This window comes from Chryseobacterium soli (genome assembly GCF_000737705.1).
GTDB classification, from domain to species: Bacteria; Bacteroidota; Bacteroidia; order Flavobacteriales; family Weeksellaceae; genus Chryseobacterium; species Chryseobacterium soli.
Map to the genome: position 1 here is coordinate 1,084,904 of NZ_JPRH01000001.1, position 17,832 is coordinate 1,102,735.

Consider the following 17,832-nt stretch of genomic DNA (forward strand, 5'->3'; position numbering starts at 1 on the left):
AATTCTCATTTCGGGATTTTTTATGTTTATATTTTTACATTGGTCCTTGCTGATCATCGCCGCTGTCATTAGCATTGATGTCTTTTTTCTTCTTAGGCTGTTCTACTTTTTCTCCTTGTTTGAATCGGTAGGTCAGAGAAAGAGAGAACTGTCTTGGCTGCCACTGCATATACATATCTCTGGTATAGTTGGATCCAAAAGTAGTAACCTGTCTAGCCCGGGTATTGAATATATCCTGAATGTTAAATGCCACGGTACCATTTCCTTTCCAGATGGTTTTAGTAGCACCCAAGTTAAAGAAGTACGTAGATTTCTGCTCCTGGCTGGCATTTTTTTGTCCGCCTCTAAAGTTTCCTTGAATTTGAAAACTAAATGTTTTGTCAAGTTTGAATGTATTGGCTAATCTTGCTCTTGTAGAGAATCCACTTCCGTCATAAGACTGAACGAAATTACCATCTATATAAAGATCTCCTTTAGTTTTATATCCAAATAAATCGACATTTCCCATGATTTTCCACCATGCAAAAGGATCATAAGTACCATTAAAATCTAAACCGTATCGGTCTTCTGATCCCACATTAAATGGGGTAGAAGTAAATGATCCCGGATCAGTTAAATCTTGAATGACTGCAAATTGTACATTATCTTTTTCCTTTCTGTAATATAAAGTCGGGTTAATCGTCACTTTACTTTTAGATAAATTATATCCTAATTCAAAAGAGTCAATATAAGAAGGATTCAAATCCGGATTTCCCTGGAATAAGTTTCTTACATCACTGGGTGAAGGAATAGGAATCATGAAAAATGATCTTGGTCTGTCTATTCTTCTGGAGTAGTTTAATAAGATCTGATTGTTTTTTGCAAAATCATAGCTTAAAAATACACTTGGGAAAAGGTTGTTGTAGTTTTTCTTTTTGTTTATGACCACATTGGTATTTGCATCTGGATATTGAGGATTTCTGTACGGATAAGAAAATTCAACATTAGAAATCTCGTCTCTTAAGCCCAATTGATAATTTACAGGGCCTATTTTACTTTTGAACTGGGCATAAAATGCATTAAACATTTCAGTGTAGTTTGAAACTCCTGTAAACCTGCCCAGGATGGATGGAGATGGATCTAATGATTCTTGCCTCTGTGCAAAATAGTCATAATCGTTATCATTATAATCTAATTTGTAACCCGCATTAAACATTGAATTTTCTCCAATTGGTAGTTCATAATCAAGTTTCCCTACTAAGGCTTTGTTTAACGTTTTTACTTTAGTATTGGTAAAAGAACTGAAAATATTATTTGTAGTCGCAGTGATATCGGAGTTATTATTAGACTGATTTCTCTGTAAACTTACTGATAATGAAATATTTTGACCCTTATCATCGAATTTATGATCAATTCCAAAATCTCCCTGCATTCCTGTATTGGTATTCGCCCCGATGGAGTTACGGGCTGATAATACAGTACTGCCATCCAGATTATTATCGATATAATTGATCGGGTTATTACTGGTATTATCAAAAGTACGGATCGTTCCGCTCAAGTTAATAGAAGTCTTAGGAGAGATATCATACACCACTCCTGCAGTTGCATTGTAATTGTTTGACTGAGTCTTATTTTCGCTGTTTTGATATGCAGAAAGAAGAGTTCCTGATGTATAATTAGTCGTAGTTCTGTTCTTATTTTTCCCTTCCTGGTAGCCGCCGCCGCCATTTAAAAACCAGTTCCAGTTCCCTTTTTTCCAGCTAAGATTGACGTTAAGATTTGTTTTTGGCAGGTAACCCAGCGTACCGATTACACTCCCGTTAAATCCTAGTTTATTGTTTTTCTTAAGGATGATATTCAGAATACCTGCAGTTCCTGATGCATCATACTTTGCAGATGGATTGGTAATGACTTCAATTCGGTCAATCTGATCAGCTGGAATAGCCTGAAGAGCATTCGCTCCGTCATCAATTCCTAATAGAGCAGATGGCTTCCCGTTAATTAAAAATCTTACATTAGAACTCCCTCGCATACTTACTGTTCCGTCAGTATCTACCGTTACAGAAGGGACGTTCTGTAATACATCCTGTAAGTTTCCACCTACAGAAGTTAAGTCACTTTTTACATCATACGTTTTCTTATCCAGTTCTACTTTATAAGGTTTTGTAGCCGCAGCAGTAATAACAACTCCCTGTATTTCCTGAGTTTTGGTACTTATGGAACTTGTCGCTTCAGCTTCCAAAGATAGAGCGCCGATATTTCCAGGTCCTTTAATGTCTTTATTAACCGTATTTTTTTTGTGATCAATTGCCTCTACTGTTATATCATAGTTTCCAGGAGCCAGGTCTAGCTTGTACAGTCCTTTTTCATCGGTCAGAGCTGCATCGCTCAATGCCTTGTTGGCTTTGTTGGTGAAGGTTACAGATGCATAAGGAACAGGCTGATTGCTCTTGTTAACGATCGTTCCTGAAATAGGTGCTTTTTCCTGTGCAAATGCCATTGCTGCTGCCGAAAGTACAAACGTAAGCCCTAAGGTTTTTTTTGTGAAAATGTTGATAATTTCCGTCTGGTTCATAAGGTATTTTTTGTGTAAAATCGTGAGAATATAACTCTTAATATTGTGAAATCACTAATTGGGTTGAATTTCAAAATATTACGATTTGTTTATTGTTTGAAATGTATAGGTCGTATTTAAATGCTAATTGTTAATTATAGAATTGTTAAAATAAAGTTAAATTTATTTTTTATTTAATATTTTTTGAATTGAGCCAATCCTGATAGGCTTTCGCATTCACTGCATGCTCCGCAGCACTTGCCGTAAACTTATGGTATCCGAACCTTGCAGGATCTGCACACATGAATATATAATCATTTTTTTCTGCATTTAAAACCGCATCTACAGAGTTTTTATCTACCACACAAATAGGTCCCGGAGGAATACCTGCATTGGCATATGTATTATACGGTGACGGAGTGGATAATTGCTTATAGAAAACCCTTTTGATGGTTTCCTTAAAATTAGTCTGTTTATTAATTGCATAAATTACCGTAGGATCAGACTGCAGTTTCATTCCCTTTCTATAACGGTTCAGATACAATCCTGCAATCGTTTTCATCTCATCTTTCTTACCTCCTGATTCTTTATAAACAATGGAAGCCAGCGCATAGATCTGATCTCTCGTTAATCCGGATTGCTGTTCCTTACTTTTTCTGTCACTGGTCCAGAATTCATTGTACTGATCTTCAAATTTTTTGAAAAATTCTTTCGGACTTACGGTCCAGAAAAAATCGTAACTGTCTATGAAGAAATATTTTTTCAGATCCTCCGCATTTTGATAACCTTTTTCTACAGCGATGGCATTAAAACCATTCACAAACTGAAGAGAGTCCGATTCTGTTTTTTTCGTCACTTTACCTACCATCTGATAGATATCTCCGAAATCACCGATTCTAAATGTATTGGCGGTCTGATTTCCCGCTTTGATCATATTGACGATGTGGGTGTTTCCTGCACCGCTTTGAATATGATACCGGCCCGCTTTAAAATTCTGTTCCAGATCTTTATCTTTTGCCACGGTTTCGAAAGACTCTTTATTTTTAATATACGGAGCAATAGAATCCATGATCTGCTTAAAATTTGCCTTATGGGGAATCAAAACATATCCGTCTTTTTCTACGTTGTTTCCGTAATACGTCGTATAAAATCTCAAACCAAAAAATCCTGCCACGATAACAATGAGCAGAATGATAATGAGTACAGCTTTTTTCATTATTAAAAAGTTGATTAAAAGTTTTTGTTTTTAAATAAGATCTACTTTACCTCTAAAAACTTGCTTTGCGGGACCTTCAAGCCAAATGTTCTGGAAGAAATTTCCGTTTTTTTCAGCATGTACTTTAAGATTTCCGCCTAAAGTTTTAACTTTTACAGAGATTAGATTATTTTTTTGCAGAAAAGTTAAAGCAGAAGCTGTAACTCCTGTTCCGCAGCTGTAAGTTTCGTCCTCAACGCCTCGTTCATAGGTTCTTACGAAAATTTCATCATCTGTAATTTTTTCAACAAAATTTACATTGATGCCTTTTTCTTTATAATTTTCTGAATTTCTGATGCTGTTTCCTTCCGCAAAAACATTATAATTTACCAAATCTTCAACATATTTTACATAATGCGGCGATCCGGTATCCATTACTGTATCGTTTCCGTCAGTAGAGATCATATTTACGTCAATCATTTTTAATTTGATGATCCCATTGTGAATTTCAGCTTCATGTTCACCGTCTATGGCTATGAATTTACATCTGTCTTCAAAAATATCAAGGAAAAATGCAAAAGCAACCAGGCATCTTCCTCCATTTCCGCACATGGTGCTTTCACCGCCGTCGGAGTTGTAGTACACCATTTTGAAGTCGTATTTATCATCATTTTCCAATAAAATAAGTCCGTCTGCACCAATTCCGAAACGTCTGTCACAAAGTTTCCCGATGATTTCTGTATCCTTAGGGAATTGAAGGTCACGGTTGTCTATCATTACAAAATCATTTCCCGTGCCTTGATATTTATAAAATTCCATATTTTTCTTCTGTATAAAATTAACGAGCAAAATTACTATATTTCAAACAAAAAACGAACAGTGTTAGCTGTTCGTTTTCTTATTTATAATCGTTTTATCTAAACCCGCCTCCGCTTTGTTGTTGTCGGTTAGAATTGGTATTCTGCTGCGTGTTGCTTGGCGGTGTACTGCTCTGGCTGCTTCCTCTGAATCCACCACTTGAAGATTCGCTTCTGGTGTTGTTTTGATTCTGGTTTTGATTATACTGCTGTGTATTTCTGAAACCACCATTGTTTTGGTTATTCTGGTTGCTTTGGTTCTGATACGTATTATTCTGCGTTCTGAAACCTCCGCCGCTGTTTCGGGTGCTGTTGCTATTGCTATTATTTCCTCTGTTGTTGTTAAACCCGCCGCTGTTATTATAACCATTGTTATTGGTAGTACGTGTATTCTGGAATCCGTTATTCGGTCTCTGTGAAGTTACCGTAGATCTTCTTTCAACATATACTTTTCTTCTGCTGTTTCCGCTGTTATAATAATAATAGGGAGAGCCGTTATCATAATAATAATTAACATCGTTTCTGTAATAATATCCGTCATTACCATAATAACCTCCGCTTCCATAATATCCTGAAGGTGCATAATAATATCCGTTATTATAATAGGGGTCTCCATATCCATAGGAAGAACCGTTGCTGCCATATCCGTCAGCATACGCTAAACATGATGATAAACTAGCTATAGCAAAAATGCTTACCGCTATTTTAAATAAATTTTTCATGACTTTATTGCTATTTTTTTTCTTTAAAACTTTTTTTCCATTTAAGGTATCCGATGATAGCCATTATAGTAAATACCAAATATTGAACCGAAGTGATTCCAAGTCCCTTAAAAATCATCATGGGCATGCAAATAAAATCGCCGATAATCCAGAAGATCCAGTTCTCAATGCGCTGTTTGGCCATAAACCACATGCCGACTAAAAATATAGAAGTGGTGAGTACGTCCAGCCAATTTGCCCAATCAAGATGATAAAGTCCCAAACTGGTTCCTTCCATAGAGAAGGCATTATCAATATAAGGTTTGTAATAATAAATAATTGTAACCAGAGCCAGACTTAAAATAAAAAGGAAAATACCAAATACCCATTCTCTTTTTGTGGCCCAGGAAACTTCGACGTGAATGTTATCTTCGGAATTCTTAGCCCATAGCACCCAGCCGTAGATGCTCATGGCCGTATAATATACATTGATCATACAATCACCCAGTAAACCGAAATTAAAAAGGATATATACATAGATCAAAGTAGAAATAATCCCTGTAGGGTAGACCCAGATGTTTTTTTTAATGGAAAAATAAACACTCAGGACTCCAAACAAGGCTCCTGTGGCTTCCAGTAAAATTTGTAAAGCAGTGTACGTTTCATAGGGCTTTACAAAAAGATCGTATACATTCATGCGCCCAAAAATAAGGAAAAATTCAGAATGACCGAAAAATGAGTTAAATTGTATGTAAATCAGTTTTTTATATTTTAAAATTTAAATTTAATGATGAAAGTTTGCCAATAAACGTTAGTATTTCTAAATTTTTTATATTTTCGTAAATCTTTAATAAATAATAAAATATGTCTAAAATTTGGGTTAAGAAACCAATGAGCGCTTATGAAGCTGATATCAAAAAGAGTCAGTTGAAACGCGTTTTAGGAAAATGGAGTCTTACTGCTATTGGAATCGGAGCAATTATCGGAGGAGGAATTTTTGTACTTACGGGAACAGGAGCTTATTATAATGCAGGGCCGGCACTGGCGCTGTCATTTGTCATAGCAGGGATTGCCTGTGTATTTGCAGCGCTTTGTTATGCGGAGTTTGCTTCCATCCTTCCTGTTGAAGGTTCAGCATATGCCTATGCGTACGGAACAGTGGGTGAGATTTTTGCATGGGTCATAGGATGGGGATTAATTTTAGAATATGCCATGGGATCCATGACGGTTGCCGTATCCTGGTCCGGATATTTTGGGAAACTGCTCAAAATGTTTGGCCTTCATCTTCCCATGTGGCTCACAACAGATCCTGGAACAGCACATAAAGCTTTTGGTGAAGCCACAAAACAAATTGCAGACGGTAATCTATCTCCGGATAAATTAAAAGCATTTCAAGCGACTATCGATATGTACAACAGTGCTCCGGAAATTTTCAATATGAAACTTTTCTTAAACTTTCCGGCATTGGTGATTGTATTGTTTGTAATATCAATCTTAATCAGAGGAACAAAAGGAGCGGCAAAAGCAAATAACTTTATTGTAATCCTTAAAGTTTCAGCGATTATTTTTGTGATTGTTGCAGGGGCATTTATTATTATTAATTCCGGGCATGGTCTTCAGAACTGGACGCCGTTTATTCCTGAAGCTACAACTATTACCGAGAATGGTGTTTCCCATTCAGCCTATGGAATAGGAGGAGTCGTAGCCGGAGCATCCGCTATTTTCTTTGCGTATGTAGGATTCGATGCCGTTTCAACACAGGCTGGAGAGGCCATTAATCCTAAGAAGGATGTACCTTTCGCGATTATTGCTTCACTGATTATCTGTACCCTTTTATATATATTGGTTTCCCTGGTATTAACAGGGATGATGCATTATACTGATTTTAATCCACTTGGAAAATATCCGGACGCTATTAAAGCTCCCGTAGCCTATGCATTTGATATTGCAGGATATGCCTGGGCAGGATACATTATCACGATTGCAGCGACAGTAGGTCTGATTTCTGTATTGATGGTAATGATTATGGGACAGTCCAGAATTTTCTTAGGAATGTCTAAAGACGGATTGATCCCGGCTACCTTTGCAAAAGTAAATCCTACTACGGGAGTTCCTACCAAAAACCTTATTATTTTAGGAGGAGTTATTTCTGTAGTTGCTTCTCTTACCCCTATTAACGATCTGGCACACATGACCAGCTTCGGAACATTGTTCGCATTTACGATGGTATGTGTAGCGGTTTGGGTATTAAGAGTAAAAGAACCTGCTTTACAAAGAAACTTTAAAGTTCCTGCTCTACCGGTTATTGCATGTTTAGGAATTGCTATTAATGTATACCTGATTTTCAACTTAAGCATCGAAGCTCAAAAGTATTCTTTTGCATGGTTGCTGATTGGAGTCGTTATCTATTTCCTTTACAGTAAAAGACACTCTAAACTTCAAAACGGAGAATATGGAGAGACTTTTAAAGCTGAACAGGAGCCTTTAGAAAAACCAAATTTAGACTAGTACTAAAATATAAAGTAAAAAAATCCACAGATTTCTGTGGATTTTTTATTTTTGTCTGATATGAAAAAACTATTTTCACTTTCACTGGCCTGTGCCGGAATACTGGCTTTTTCCCAGCAGGTGAGTTTCAAAACGATATTCACGGATAAGATCAGCATACGTGCTCTTGAAATCTATGATGGAAAAATATGGTACAGTGGCACGGAATCAAAATTTGGTTTTGTAGATCTTAAAAACCCGGATCATCAGAAACAGGTTAAACTGTACGATGAAAAACTTCAGTTTAGAACACTAGCTCAGGATCAAAATAATTTTTATACCATTAATATTGAAAGTCCTGCCCGTTTTTTTAAGATTGATAAAAAGAACCTGACATCACAGATTGTTTTTACAGACATGACGAAAACTGCTTTTTATGATGCTTTTCACTTTGTCAATGATCGTCTCGCTTATGCTTTTAGTGATTCAGACGGAGAGTATAGAAAATTACGCCTGACCGTTTATAACAATAATCAATGGAGTTTCCTTAAGAATGACGTTCAATTAAAAGAGGGGGAAGCGGCATTTGCAGCCAGCAATACCAATATTGCTTCCACTAAAAATTATGTATGGATTGCAACAGGAGGTAAAGCGTCAAGAATAATAAGGCTTACGCGTAAAAATGACCAGTTTGAAATTTTTAATACGCCTGTTATTCAGGGAGAATCTTCCCAGGGAATATACTCTATAGATTTTTATGATGACCAGTTCGGAATTGCAGCTGGCGGAGATTATACCAAACAAGAAGCCAATATCAACAATATTGCAACCACCTATGATGGTGGAAAAACCTGGAAGATTCAGGCTTCCGGGCAGAATGCAGGGTATACCACCTGCGTGAAAATTAAACCGGGCTCCAAAGGAAAAGAAATCATCGCAATTGGAGACCAGCATATAAGCTATTCTTCAGATTTTGGGAAGACATGGAAAAAAATTTCAGATGAAAAAGGGTTTTTCGTTGGGAAATGGGTAAATAAAAACTCGGTGGTACTGGCAGGAAAAGACAGAATAGCCGTTATCGAAATAAAACTCTAACTTGATTTTAGATACAAAAATAATCACTGAGCAAATTAAAATGTAGATCGGAGAAATAGAAGATATCTTTACGAATACAGTCTGTTTAAAATTACTTCGCCTTACTTTTACACAAAATTGTACATGAAGAATATGAAATTAATGCTGATGCTCTTCCTTCCAGCTCTGTTTTTCGGCCAGAAAATGAGAGTGTTCATATTAGCCGGACAATCGAATATGAACGGTTTTGGATACAATAAAGATCTTCCCAGTGATTTGAAAAATTATAAAGATGTTTATATTTTTCAGGGAAATTCTGTAGCGGATGGTGAAATAAATGGAGGAACCGGAAAATGGGAAGCCCTAAAGCCAGGGCACGGAACAGGATTTAAAACAGACGGAACAACCAATATACTTTCAGACAGGTTCGGATTAGAATTATCATTTGCAAAAAGGATGAAAGAATTATTTCCCAAGGATAAAATCCTGTTGATCAAATATGCCAGGGAAGGAACTTCTATCGATAGCCTTGCAGCAGCTGATTTCGGATGTTGGGATGCCGATTTTCAGGGCAAAAACGGAATCAATCAATATGATCATTTTTTGAAAACATTAAAAAATGCCTTAGCCGAAACTGATGTTGACAGAAATGGGAAAAAAGATGAGCTGGTTCCTTCAGGGATTTTATGGATGCAGGGCGAAAGTGATGCAGGCTATACGGAGGAGATTGCCAATCATTATTACGATCATCTGAAAGTATTGATGAACCAGATGCGGGCGGCTTTATTAACGGATGATCTTCCTGTGGTGATCGGAAAAATTTCAGATTCAGGGAAAAATGAAAAAGGAAAAGTCTGGCCAAAAGGAGAGCTGGTACAATATGCGCAGGAAAAATTTGTCAATGATGATAAGAACGCCGCCATTGTACGATCCACGAAAAAATACAATTACGGTAATGATCCATGGCATTATGACAGTGCAGGTTATATCGATTTGGGTGAAAATTTTGCGAATGAAGTATTTAGACTCATTATAAATTTCGAAAATAAACCCTAATATAACTCATGATTCAAAATCCATAACTTATTTTTAATTTTGCATTACGAAATCCTTTTTGAGGTTTCACCTATAAAATTTAAATTTTCAATGAATTCTTTAATAGATAAATATAATATTCCCGGACCAAGATATACTTCATATCCTACGGTTCCTTATTGGGATGAGACTACATTTTCACCTGAAAAATGGAAAGAAAGTGTAATCAGGTCTTTTAACGAGACAAATGGGGAAGAGGGAATTTCTATTTATATACATCTTCCTTTTTGTGAGGCTTTATGTACTTTCTGTGCCTGTCATAAAAGGATTACGAAACAGCATAGTGTTGAGATTCCTTATCTTGAAAGCGTACTGAAAGAGTGGAAGCTTTATCTGGAACTTTTTAATGAAAAACCAAAATTAAAGGAACTTCATCTTGGAGGTGGAACGCCTACTTTTTTCTCTCCAAAAAATTTAAAAGCATTACTGGAAGGAATTTTTGAAAGCGTAGATATTGCTGAACATCCTGAATTTTCTTTTGAAGGACATCCGAACAATACGACCAGAGAACATCTTCAGACATTATATGATCTTGGATTTCGCAGAGTAAGTTTTGGGGTTCAGGATTATGATCCGAAAGTTCAGAAAGCAATCAACAGGATACAACCTTTTGAAAAAGTGAAGGAAGTAACAGAGTTGGCCAGAGAAATCGGATACAGAGGGATCAGCCATGATCTTGTTTTCGGGCTTCCGCATCAGCATTGGGATGCTATGGAACATACAATTCGCAAAACGCTTGAATTAAAACCGGACAGACTTGCATTTTATTCTTATGCCCACGTTCCATGGGTAAAAGGTGTAGGACAGAGAGGTTTTGATGAAAATGATTTACCAAGTGGAGAAGAAAAACGCCGTCTGTATGAAGATGGAAAAAAACTGCTTCAGGATTTAGGGTATATTGAGGTGGGAATGGATCATTTCTCTCTGGAGCATGATGACTTGTACCAATCATTGATTCAAAAAAAACTGCACAGAAACTTCATGGGATATACTTCCAGCAAAACTCAGCTGATGGTTGGTCTTGGAATGTCTTCTATTTCAGATTCGTGGTATGCTTTTGCTCAAAATGTAAAAACGGTTGAAGAATATCAGAAAGCAGTTGAAGAAGGCGTAATTCCTGTTGTGAAGGGACATATTTTAAATAAAGAAGATCTGATTGTGCGAAGACATATTCTGAACTTAATGTGTCAGCTTGAAACTTCTTTTGATGCTGAGACATCTTTCCCTGAACTGGATAATGCCTTAGAAATGCTGAAAGAAATGGAAAATGATGAGTTGGTAGAAATCCATGGTAAGGAAATTAAAATTACTGAAAAGGGAAGGGCATTTACGAGAAATGTAGCAATGGTTTTTGACCTCAGAATGATGCGTAATAAGCCTGAAACCAGAATTTTTTCGATGACGATATAAAATAAAAAGCGATTCTATATGAATCGCTTTTTAAATATAAGGAGCTCCAAGTTATTTTACAATCAGTTTCTGACTGTACGATTTCAGATCTCCGGATTTCAAAATGAGATAGTACACTCCGGAAGGAATTCCTGAAATATCTACACTGTTATCGCTGTTGATCTTGGTACCTTCCAGGACTCTTCTTCCTTCAGCACTGATGATTTCAGCGGTACTGTTTTTATCTTGTAGACCTTCAATAAATACTTTTTTTGAAGCTGGATTTGGATACATTTTTAATTCATTTAAATGAGTATTTTCCTGGGTAGACAATGTTCCGGTCGTAATTTTATAAATTTTCCCGGTATTCAGTGCTGCTACGAACAGATCTTTTTGTGCGTTTTGTCCGAATGTTGAAAAACTGCTTCCCGAATACGCTGAAGTCCAGATTACCGAGTTATCCGTATTCAGTATTCCAATCTGGGAAGAACAGTAATCAGCAAAGAAGTATCTGCCCTGAAGAGATGGATATTGAGTGCCTCTATACACATATCCTCCCGTGATAGAACATTTTCCTCCCGAATGGTCATAAACTGCAACAGGGAAAGTTAATGTTGATGAATTGGGACATCCGGCAGTATTATAAGTACTGTTTCCTTCATAGCAACGCCAGCCGTAATTAAGCCCAGCCTGGGTGATCGGCATTTTATTGATTTCCTCAATGGCTCCCTGGCCTACATCTGCAATCATTGCATTTCCGGTCGTGATGTCAAAAGAAAATTTCCATGCATTTCGAAGCCCATAAGCCCAGACTTCATCGGCACCATCAACACTGGTACCCACAAAGGGATTGTCTGACGGGATATTGTATGGACCTGTAGCATTAACGTCAATTCTAAGCATTTTCCCCAACAGGGCATTTTTGTTTTGGGCATTGTTATTGGGATCTCCGCCGCTTCCGCCGTCACCGGTGATGACCCATAAATTTCCGTCAGGAGCAAAATGAATACTGCCTCCGTTATGGTTGGTAAAAGGTTTTGTAATATTCAGCATGATTTTTTCAGAGTTGGGATCTGCTGCATTCGGATCGGTAGTACTGACGGTGTATCTGGAAAGTGTGATATTTCCGTCGGTGTTGTTGTAATACACAAAAAAATACCCGTTAGTAGAGTATTGTGGGTGGAACGCAAGTCCTAAAAGTCCTCTTTCGCCATTAAAGGTAACTTTTGAGCTGATATTTAAAAAATTGGCGGCATTGACGGTTCCATTCGGCTGGACAATTTTTATGATTCCGTCTTGCTGTACAACAAACAGCCTGCTGTCGCCAGCGTTGGTAATTTCGACCGGATTGGAGAGCCCGGTAGCAAATTCTTCCAAATTAATGTTTTGGGCATTAAGAATTAAGGAAGAAAAAATACTTACGCTAAAAAGTAGATTTTTCATAATATTTTGATGTTTAGTGGGTTGATTAGATGAATGAAAATTTCATACCAACAGGAATTTGAAAATTTCACTATAATTCAGGTGAAAAAATGCTAAATAGTAAAAAGAAATTAAAATGCCGATATATCTGAAAATAAACCGTTTCTGCTGTTAAAAAATTCATAAAATATAAAGAAAATCATTATATTTGCCGACTTAATTTAACGTAGTTATAACAAAATGCAAGGAAAAGGACTTATTACAATTGTTGCTATTGTCCTAGGGTTGATCTGCTTAAACGAGCTATTACCAACCTGGTACGCCAGCAAAATTGAATCGCAGATCGAAGCTGCGAAAGGAAACGAGAAAGAGATCAAACGGATAAAAGAAGATACTCTTAATCTAGGCTATACAAAGCTTTATTATACAAAAGCTAAGGACAAAGAAATGAAACTTGGTCTTGACCTGAAAGGGGGGATCAACGTTCTATTGGAAATCAACCAAAGAGATTTGGTAAATGATTTAACCAATTATTCTACCAACCCTGTTCTTATTGAAGCTTTAAATAAAACTGATGAAGCTCAGAAAAACTCTACAAAATCTTACATCGACAACTTCTTCGAACAATTTGATGCACTGAATAAAGCTAAAGGAACCAACCTTAAGCTGGCAGATCCGGAACTTTTCGGAAATACCAATTTATCAGAAATCAAGTACAATACTACTGATGAGCAGGTTAAAAGCATCATTAAAAGAAGAATTGATCTTTCTGTAGGAACAGCTTTTGAAGTGATCAGAACAAGAATTGATAAGCTGGGAGCGGTACAGCCGAACGTTCAGAGAGTTCCTGGTACTGCCAGAATTTCTGTGGAAATGCCTGGTATGAAAGATATCGATAAGGTGAAAAAAATGCTTCAGACTTCTGCAAAACTTCAATTCTGGGAAGTACAGCAGGTTCCTGAAATTGCGCCTTATTTCCAATCCTTGACTACAATGATTGCTGCAAAAGGAGATTCTATAGGAGTTGCCAAGAATGTTAACTTCATGAGCCTTTTACAGCTTGACAAATTAAGAAGTAATGGTGTTGCGAACGTAAAATTATCTGATACTGCTGCTGTTAACAAGATTTTGAACAGCAAAGTAGCACAGTCTTTACGTCCTGCTAACATTAAATATACCCAGTTCATGTGGGGATACAAGCCTGAGGCTACAAGTCCTGATGACCTGGTACTGTATGCTATCAGAGGTAGCATCAATCAAAAAGCTCCGGTAGACGGTGCGGTAGAATCTGCAAACATCAGTTATGATGAGTTAAGCAGAGTGGTCGTAGACATGCAGATGGACTCTAAAGGTGCTAAAGAATGGAAAACCTTAACAGAGAAAAATGTTGGTAAACCAGTTGCCGTTACCTTGGACGGAAGAGTATATACAGCACCTAATGTGGTAAATGCTATTCCTAACGGTAGAACTCAAATCTCAGGTAACTTCTCTCAGGAAGAAGCTAAAGAATTGGTTGACGTTTTAGGAGCAGGTAAATTACCGGCAGGAGCTAAAGTGGTTCAGGCGACTCAGGTAGGTCCGTCTTTAGGACAGGAATCTATTGATGCCGGAATGATTTCATTCATTATCGCATTCTTGATTATTATTGCGTATATCATTTTCTATTACGGTGGTGCAGGAGTGTACGCTGTAATTGCAATGATTATCAACCTTTTCTATATTTTCGGAATTATGGATTCCGGAGACTTTACCCTTACGCTTCCTGGTATCGCAGGTATCGTTCTTACGATGGCCATGGCGGTAGATACGAACGTAATTATCTATGAAAGAACGAAAGAAGAATTATTTGCAGGAAAAAACATTCTTGAAGCTTATAAAGATGGTTTCAAACATGCATTGAGTGCAATTGTTGATGGTCACTTAACGACATTATTAACGGCTGGAGTACTTTTCTTATTTGGAACAGGTCCTATCAAAGGATTTGCTTTAACCTTAGGAATTGGTATCTTAATGACATTCTTTACTTCAGTATTGCTTTCAAGAGTAATGATCTTCACAAGATTGGAAAAAGGAAAACACCTTTCTGTTTGGACTCCTCCTACGAAGAATCTATTCAGAAATACGTGGATCGACTTTATTGGTAAAAGAAAATATGCTTATATCATTTCTGCTGTACTTACGATAATCTCTCTTGGATCTATGTTTATTCATGGTTTCAAATACGGGATTGACTTTACAGGAGGTAGAAACTATATTGTCAGATTTGATAAAGATGTAAATGCTGAAGATGTTGAGCAGAATTTAATCAAAGTATTTAAGACAGAAGACGGTAAAAACTCTTCCGTAGAAGCAAAAACTTTTGGTAATGCTAAACAGCTTAAAATTTCTACAGATTATCTTATTGATGACGAATCTTTAAAAGCTGACCAGACTGTTGAACAGAAGCTATATGACGGTTTAAAAACAAATCTTCCTTCTAATATTTCACTGCACGATTTCAAATCTGCTGATAAAGAGCATGCAGGAATTATTTCTTCTGAGAAAGTAGGTCCTACAGTAGCAGACGATATCCAGACTCACGGTATTCTTGCAGTGGTTGCTGCATTGGCAGGGATCTTTATCTATATCTTATTCAGATTTAGAAAATGGCAGTTCTCTCTGGGAGCGGTTGCAGCTCTATTCCATGATGCGGTAATTATTTTGGGAACGTATTCATTACTTCACAAGTATATGCCATTCAACATGGAGATCAACCAGGATTTCATTGCAGCGATCTTAACGGTATTAGGATATTCAATCAATGATACAGTTATTATCTTTGACAGAATTAGAGAATATCTGAGAGAAAAGAAGTCATTAACATTAGCTGGATTATTTGATGACTCTATTTCTAGTACGCTAGGTAGAACATTCAACACTTCATTTACTACCATCCTTGTAATTCTTGCCATCTTTATTTTTGGTGGAGATAACCTGAGAGGATTTATGTTTGCGATGTTAATCGGTATCGGATTCGGTACATACTCATCCATATTCATTGCTTCGGCAATTGCTTATGATTTCCTTAAAACAGGGAAAGAAGACGAAGTACATGGAAGAACAACTTCAACAAAAGAAGAACTTGCTTCAAAGTAATTTGAACTACAATAAATAAAGTAAGGCCGTTTCGAAAGAAGCGGCCTTTTTTGTTTCCATGATGCAATAGATATTTACTTAACTATATAAACATCAGGAAAAGCAAGGGTATAAGGGAAACAGAAAGATAATTAATTATGGTAATTATATAAATTTTACATTAACCCTGCTCTCTTATTATTATGACTCTGTCATTCTGAATGTAACGGAGTGAAATGAAGAATCTGAGCTATCATGGGATTCTTCCTTCGTCAGAATGACACTGGTGTAAAATTGTATAGAGTCGCCTTAATTATTATACTTCTTTAATATTGTGAAATTTAGAATCATTATTTTTTAGATTTCGTTATTTTTGCAAGATTATGGAAAATTCAAAAAAACAGGCAGCCATAGGCTTCATATTTATCACACTGCTGATTGATATTACAGGATGGGGGATTATTATTCCCGTGGTTCCGAAATTAATTGAGGAACTTATTCATGCAGATATCAGTGAAGCTGCAAAATATGGCGGCTGGTTAGGCTTTGCCTACGCTTTTACTCAGTTTATATTTTCTCCCGTTGTAGGAAACCTGAGTGACAAATACGGAAGAAGGCCTATTATCCTGATCTCCCTCTTTGGATTTGCTGTAGATTATATTTTCCTGGCACTGGCGCCTACCATCTGGTGGTTGTTTCTCGGAAGAATTATTGCCGGGCTTACAGGAGCCAGTGTAACAACAGCCAGTGCGTATATTGCCGATATTTCCACAGATAAAGACCGGGCTAAAAACTTTGGACTCATTGGAGCTGCATTTGGATTAGGCTTTATTATCGGGCCTGTATTAGGTGGTTTATTAGGCCATTATGGTGCGAGAGTTCCTTTTTATGCAGCGGCAGGTTTGTGTCTTTTAAATTTCCTTTACGGGTATTTTGTTCTTCCTGAAAGTTTAGATAAAGATAAAAGAAGAGAATTTGACTGGAAGCGTGCGAATCCGATCGGTTCCCTTAAGTTTTTAAGAAAGCATCCTGAAATTTCAGGGTTAATTGTTTCCCTTATTTTGATCTATATTGCAGGCCATGCAGTGCAGAGCAACTGGAGCTTTTTCACCATGTATAAATTCAGCTGGACAGAAAGAATGGTAGGCATTTCCCTGGGAGTTGTAGGATTATTGGTAGGCTTGGTACAGGGAGTTCTTATACGATGGACGACGCCAAGATTAGGAGAGCAGAAAAGCATTTATTACGGTCTTGCACTATATGCAATCGGAATGTTGTTATTCGCTTTTGCATCTGAAGGCTGGATGATGTTTGTATTTCTGATCCCTTATTGTCTGGGTGGAATTTGCGGACCAGCACTTCAATCGGTGATTACAAAAAATGTACCCTCTAATGAACAAGGTGAGCTTCAGGGATCATTAACCAGTTTAATGAGTGCAACTTCCATTATAGGACCGCCGATGATGACGAATTTGTTTTATTTCTTCACTCATGATGAAGCCCCGTTTAAATTTTCGGGAGCGCCTTTCTTTTTGGCTTTTATCCTGATGGCGGTAAGTGTTATAGTAACTTATTACGCTTTTCAGAAACAGAAAATTAAAAAATAAAAAAACAGGGAATCCAATTTGGGTTCCCTGTTTCATTGTGAAAGAATGAGTATATATGGAAAGTGATTTTTTACATTACTTATGTTACTGTCAACTGATTATCATTAGTAGCTGTATTATTGAAGTAAATATAATTAAAAAGTGAATATAATTCTCTATACATTGAATTAATTTTTTGTTAAGGGTTGATTACAGGACAAAATGCTGGATTGTAGAAGTTAGATGTCAGACATGAGATTTCAGACATTACATCGAACTATAAATTAATAACATAGCCTAAACACCAAAAAACAAACACAAAACACTAAAAAATAACAACTGACAACCAAACCCCGTCAACCAATCCCTCCGAATTATT

12 protein-coding genes are annotated in these 17,832 nt (G+C 36.9%); 6 read left to right on the forward strand and 6 right to left on the reverse strand.

Annotated elements, in window-relative coordinates:
- Nucleotides 1-34: 34 nt before the first annotated feature.
- The 5 genes from IW15_RS04980 to pnuC all read right to left on the reverse strand — a co-directional run bounded on the left by IW15_RS04980 (nucleotide 35) and on the right by pnuC (nucleotide 5,983).
- Complete coding sequence (locus IW15_RS04980; protein ID WP_034709687.1) at nucleotides 35-2,554, reverse strand: TonB-dependent receptor domain-containing protein; 2,520 nt, start codon at nucleotides 2,552-2,554, stop codon at nucleotides 35-37.
- Between the two features lie 169 nt (nucleotides 2,555-2,723).
- A complete protein-coding gene (gene mltG, locus IW15_RS04985; RefSeq protein ID WP_034709690.1) occupies nucleotides 2,724-3,749 on the reverse strand; it encodes an endolytic transglycosylase MltG in 1,026 nt (341 codons plus the stop codon).
- A 30-nt stretch (nucleotides 3,750-3,779) separates the two neighbouring features.
- The gene (dapF, locus tag IW15_RS04990) at nucleotides 3,780-4,547 is read right to left on the reverse strand and encodes a diaminopimelate epimerase (RefSeq protein WP_034709692.1); all 768 of its coding nucleotides are present in this window, start codon (nucleotides 4,545-4,547) and stop codon (nucleotides 3,780-3,782) included.
- A gap of 94 nt (nucleotides 4,548-4,641) precedes the next feature.
- A complete protein-coding gene (locus IW15_RS04995; protein ID WP_034709694.1) occupies nucleotides 4,642-5,307 on the reverse strand; it encodes a hypothetical protein in 666 nt (221 codons plus the stop codon).
- A gap of 10 nt (nucleotides 5,308-5,317) precedes the next feature.
- The gene (gene pnuC, locus IW15_RS05000) at nucleotides 5,318-5,983 is read right to left on the reverse strand and encodes a nicotinamide riboside transporter PnuC (RefSeq protein WP_034709695.1); all 666 of its coding nucleotides are present in this window, start codon (nucleotides 5,981-5,983) and stop codon (nucleotides 5,318-5,320) included.
- A 167-nt stretch (nucleotides 5,984-6,150) separates the two neighbouring features.
- Here pnuC and IW15_RS05005 point away from each other — a divergent pair, with 167 nt between their 5' ends.
- The 4 genes from IW15_RS05005 (at nucleotide 6,151) to hemN (ending at nucleotide 11,352) form a co-directional block, all read left to right on the forward strand.
- Nucleotides 6,151-7,794 (forward strand): APC family permease, encoded by a 1,644-nt coding sequence (locus IW15_RS05005; protein WP_051881758.1) that lies wholly within the window; start codon nucleotides 6,151-6,153, stop codon nucleotides 7,792-7,794.
- Nucleotides 7,795-7,854: 60 nt separating this feature from the next.
- Nucleotides 7,855-8,868 (forward strand): WD40/YVTN/BNR-like repeat-containing protein, encoded by a 1,014-nt coding sequence (locus tag IW15_RS05010; RefSeq protein WP_034709696.1) that lies wholly within the window; start codon nucleotides 7,855-7,857, stop codon nucleotides 8,866-8,868.
- 123 nt (nucleotides 8,869-8,991) lie between these two features.
- On the forward strand, nucleotides 8,992-9,903 hold the full coding sequence (locus IW15_RS05015; protein WP_084681365.1) for a sialate O-acetylesterase: 912 nt from the start codon (nucleotides 8,992-8,994) through the stop codon (nucleotides 9,901-9,903).
- Between the two features lie 90 nt (nucleotides 9,904-9,993).
- Nucleotides 9,994-11,352: an oxygen-independent coproporphyrinogen III oxidase gene (hemN, locus tag IW15_RS05020; RefSeq protein ID WP_034709697.1), complete on the forward strand. Its 1,359-nt coding sequence runs from the start codon at nucleotides 9,994-9,996 to the stop codon at nucleotides 11,350-11,352.
- Nucleotides 11,353-11,403: 51 nt separating this feature from the next.
- Here hemN and IW15_RS05025 read toward each other — a convergent pair whose 3' ends face one another.
- The gene (locus IW15_RS05025) at nucleotides 11,404-12,774 is read right to left on the reverse strand and encodes a PQQ-dependent sugar dehydrogenase (protein WP_034709698.1); all 1,371 of its coding nucleotides are present in this window, start codon (nucleotides 12,772-12,774) and stop codon (nucleotides 11,404-11,406) included.
- A 219-nt stretch (nucleotides 12,775-12,993) separates the two neighbouring features.
- On the opposite strand from IW15_RS05025, the gene IW15_RS05030 reads away from it, so the two are divergent.
- Together IW15_RS05030 and IW15_RS05035 are read left to right on the forward strand one after the other, a co-directional pair.
- Entirely contained in the window at nucleotides 12,994-15,888 is a 2,895-nt protein-coding gene (locus tag IW15_RS05030; RefSeq protein WP_034709699.1) for a protein translocase subunit SecDF, read from the forward strand.
- A 362-nt stretch (nucleotides 15,889-16,250) separates the two neighbouring features.
- The gene (locus IW15_RS05035; RefSeq protein WP_034709700.1) at nucleotides 16,251-17,474 is read left to right on the forward strand and encodes a TCR/Tet family MFS transporter; all 1,224 of its coding nucleotides are present in this window, start codon (nucleotides 16,251-16,253) and stop codon (nucleotides 17,472-17,474) included.
- Nucleotides 17,475-17,832 lie beyond the last annotated feature (358 nt).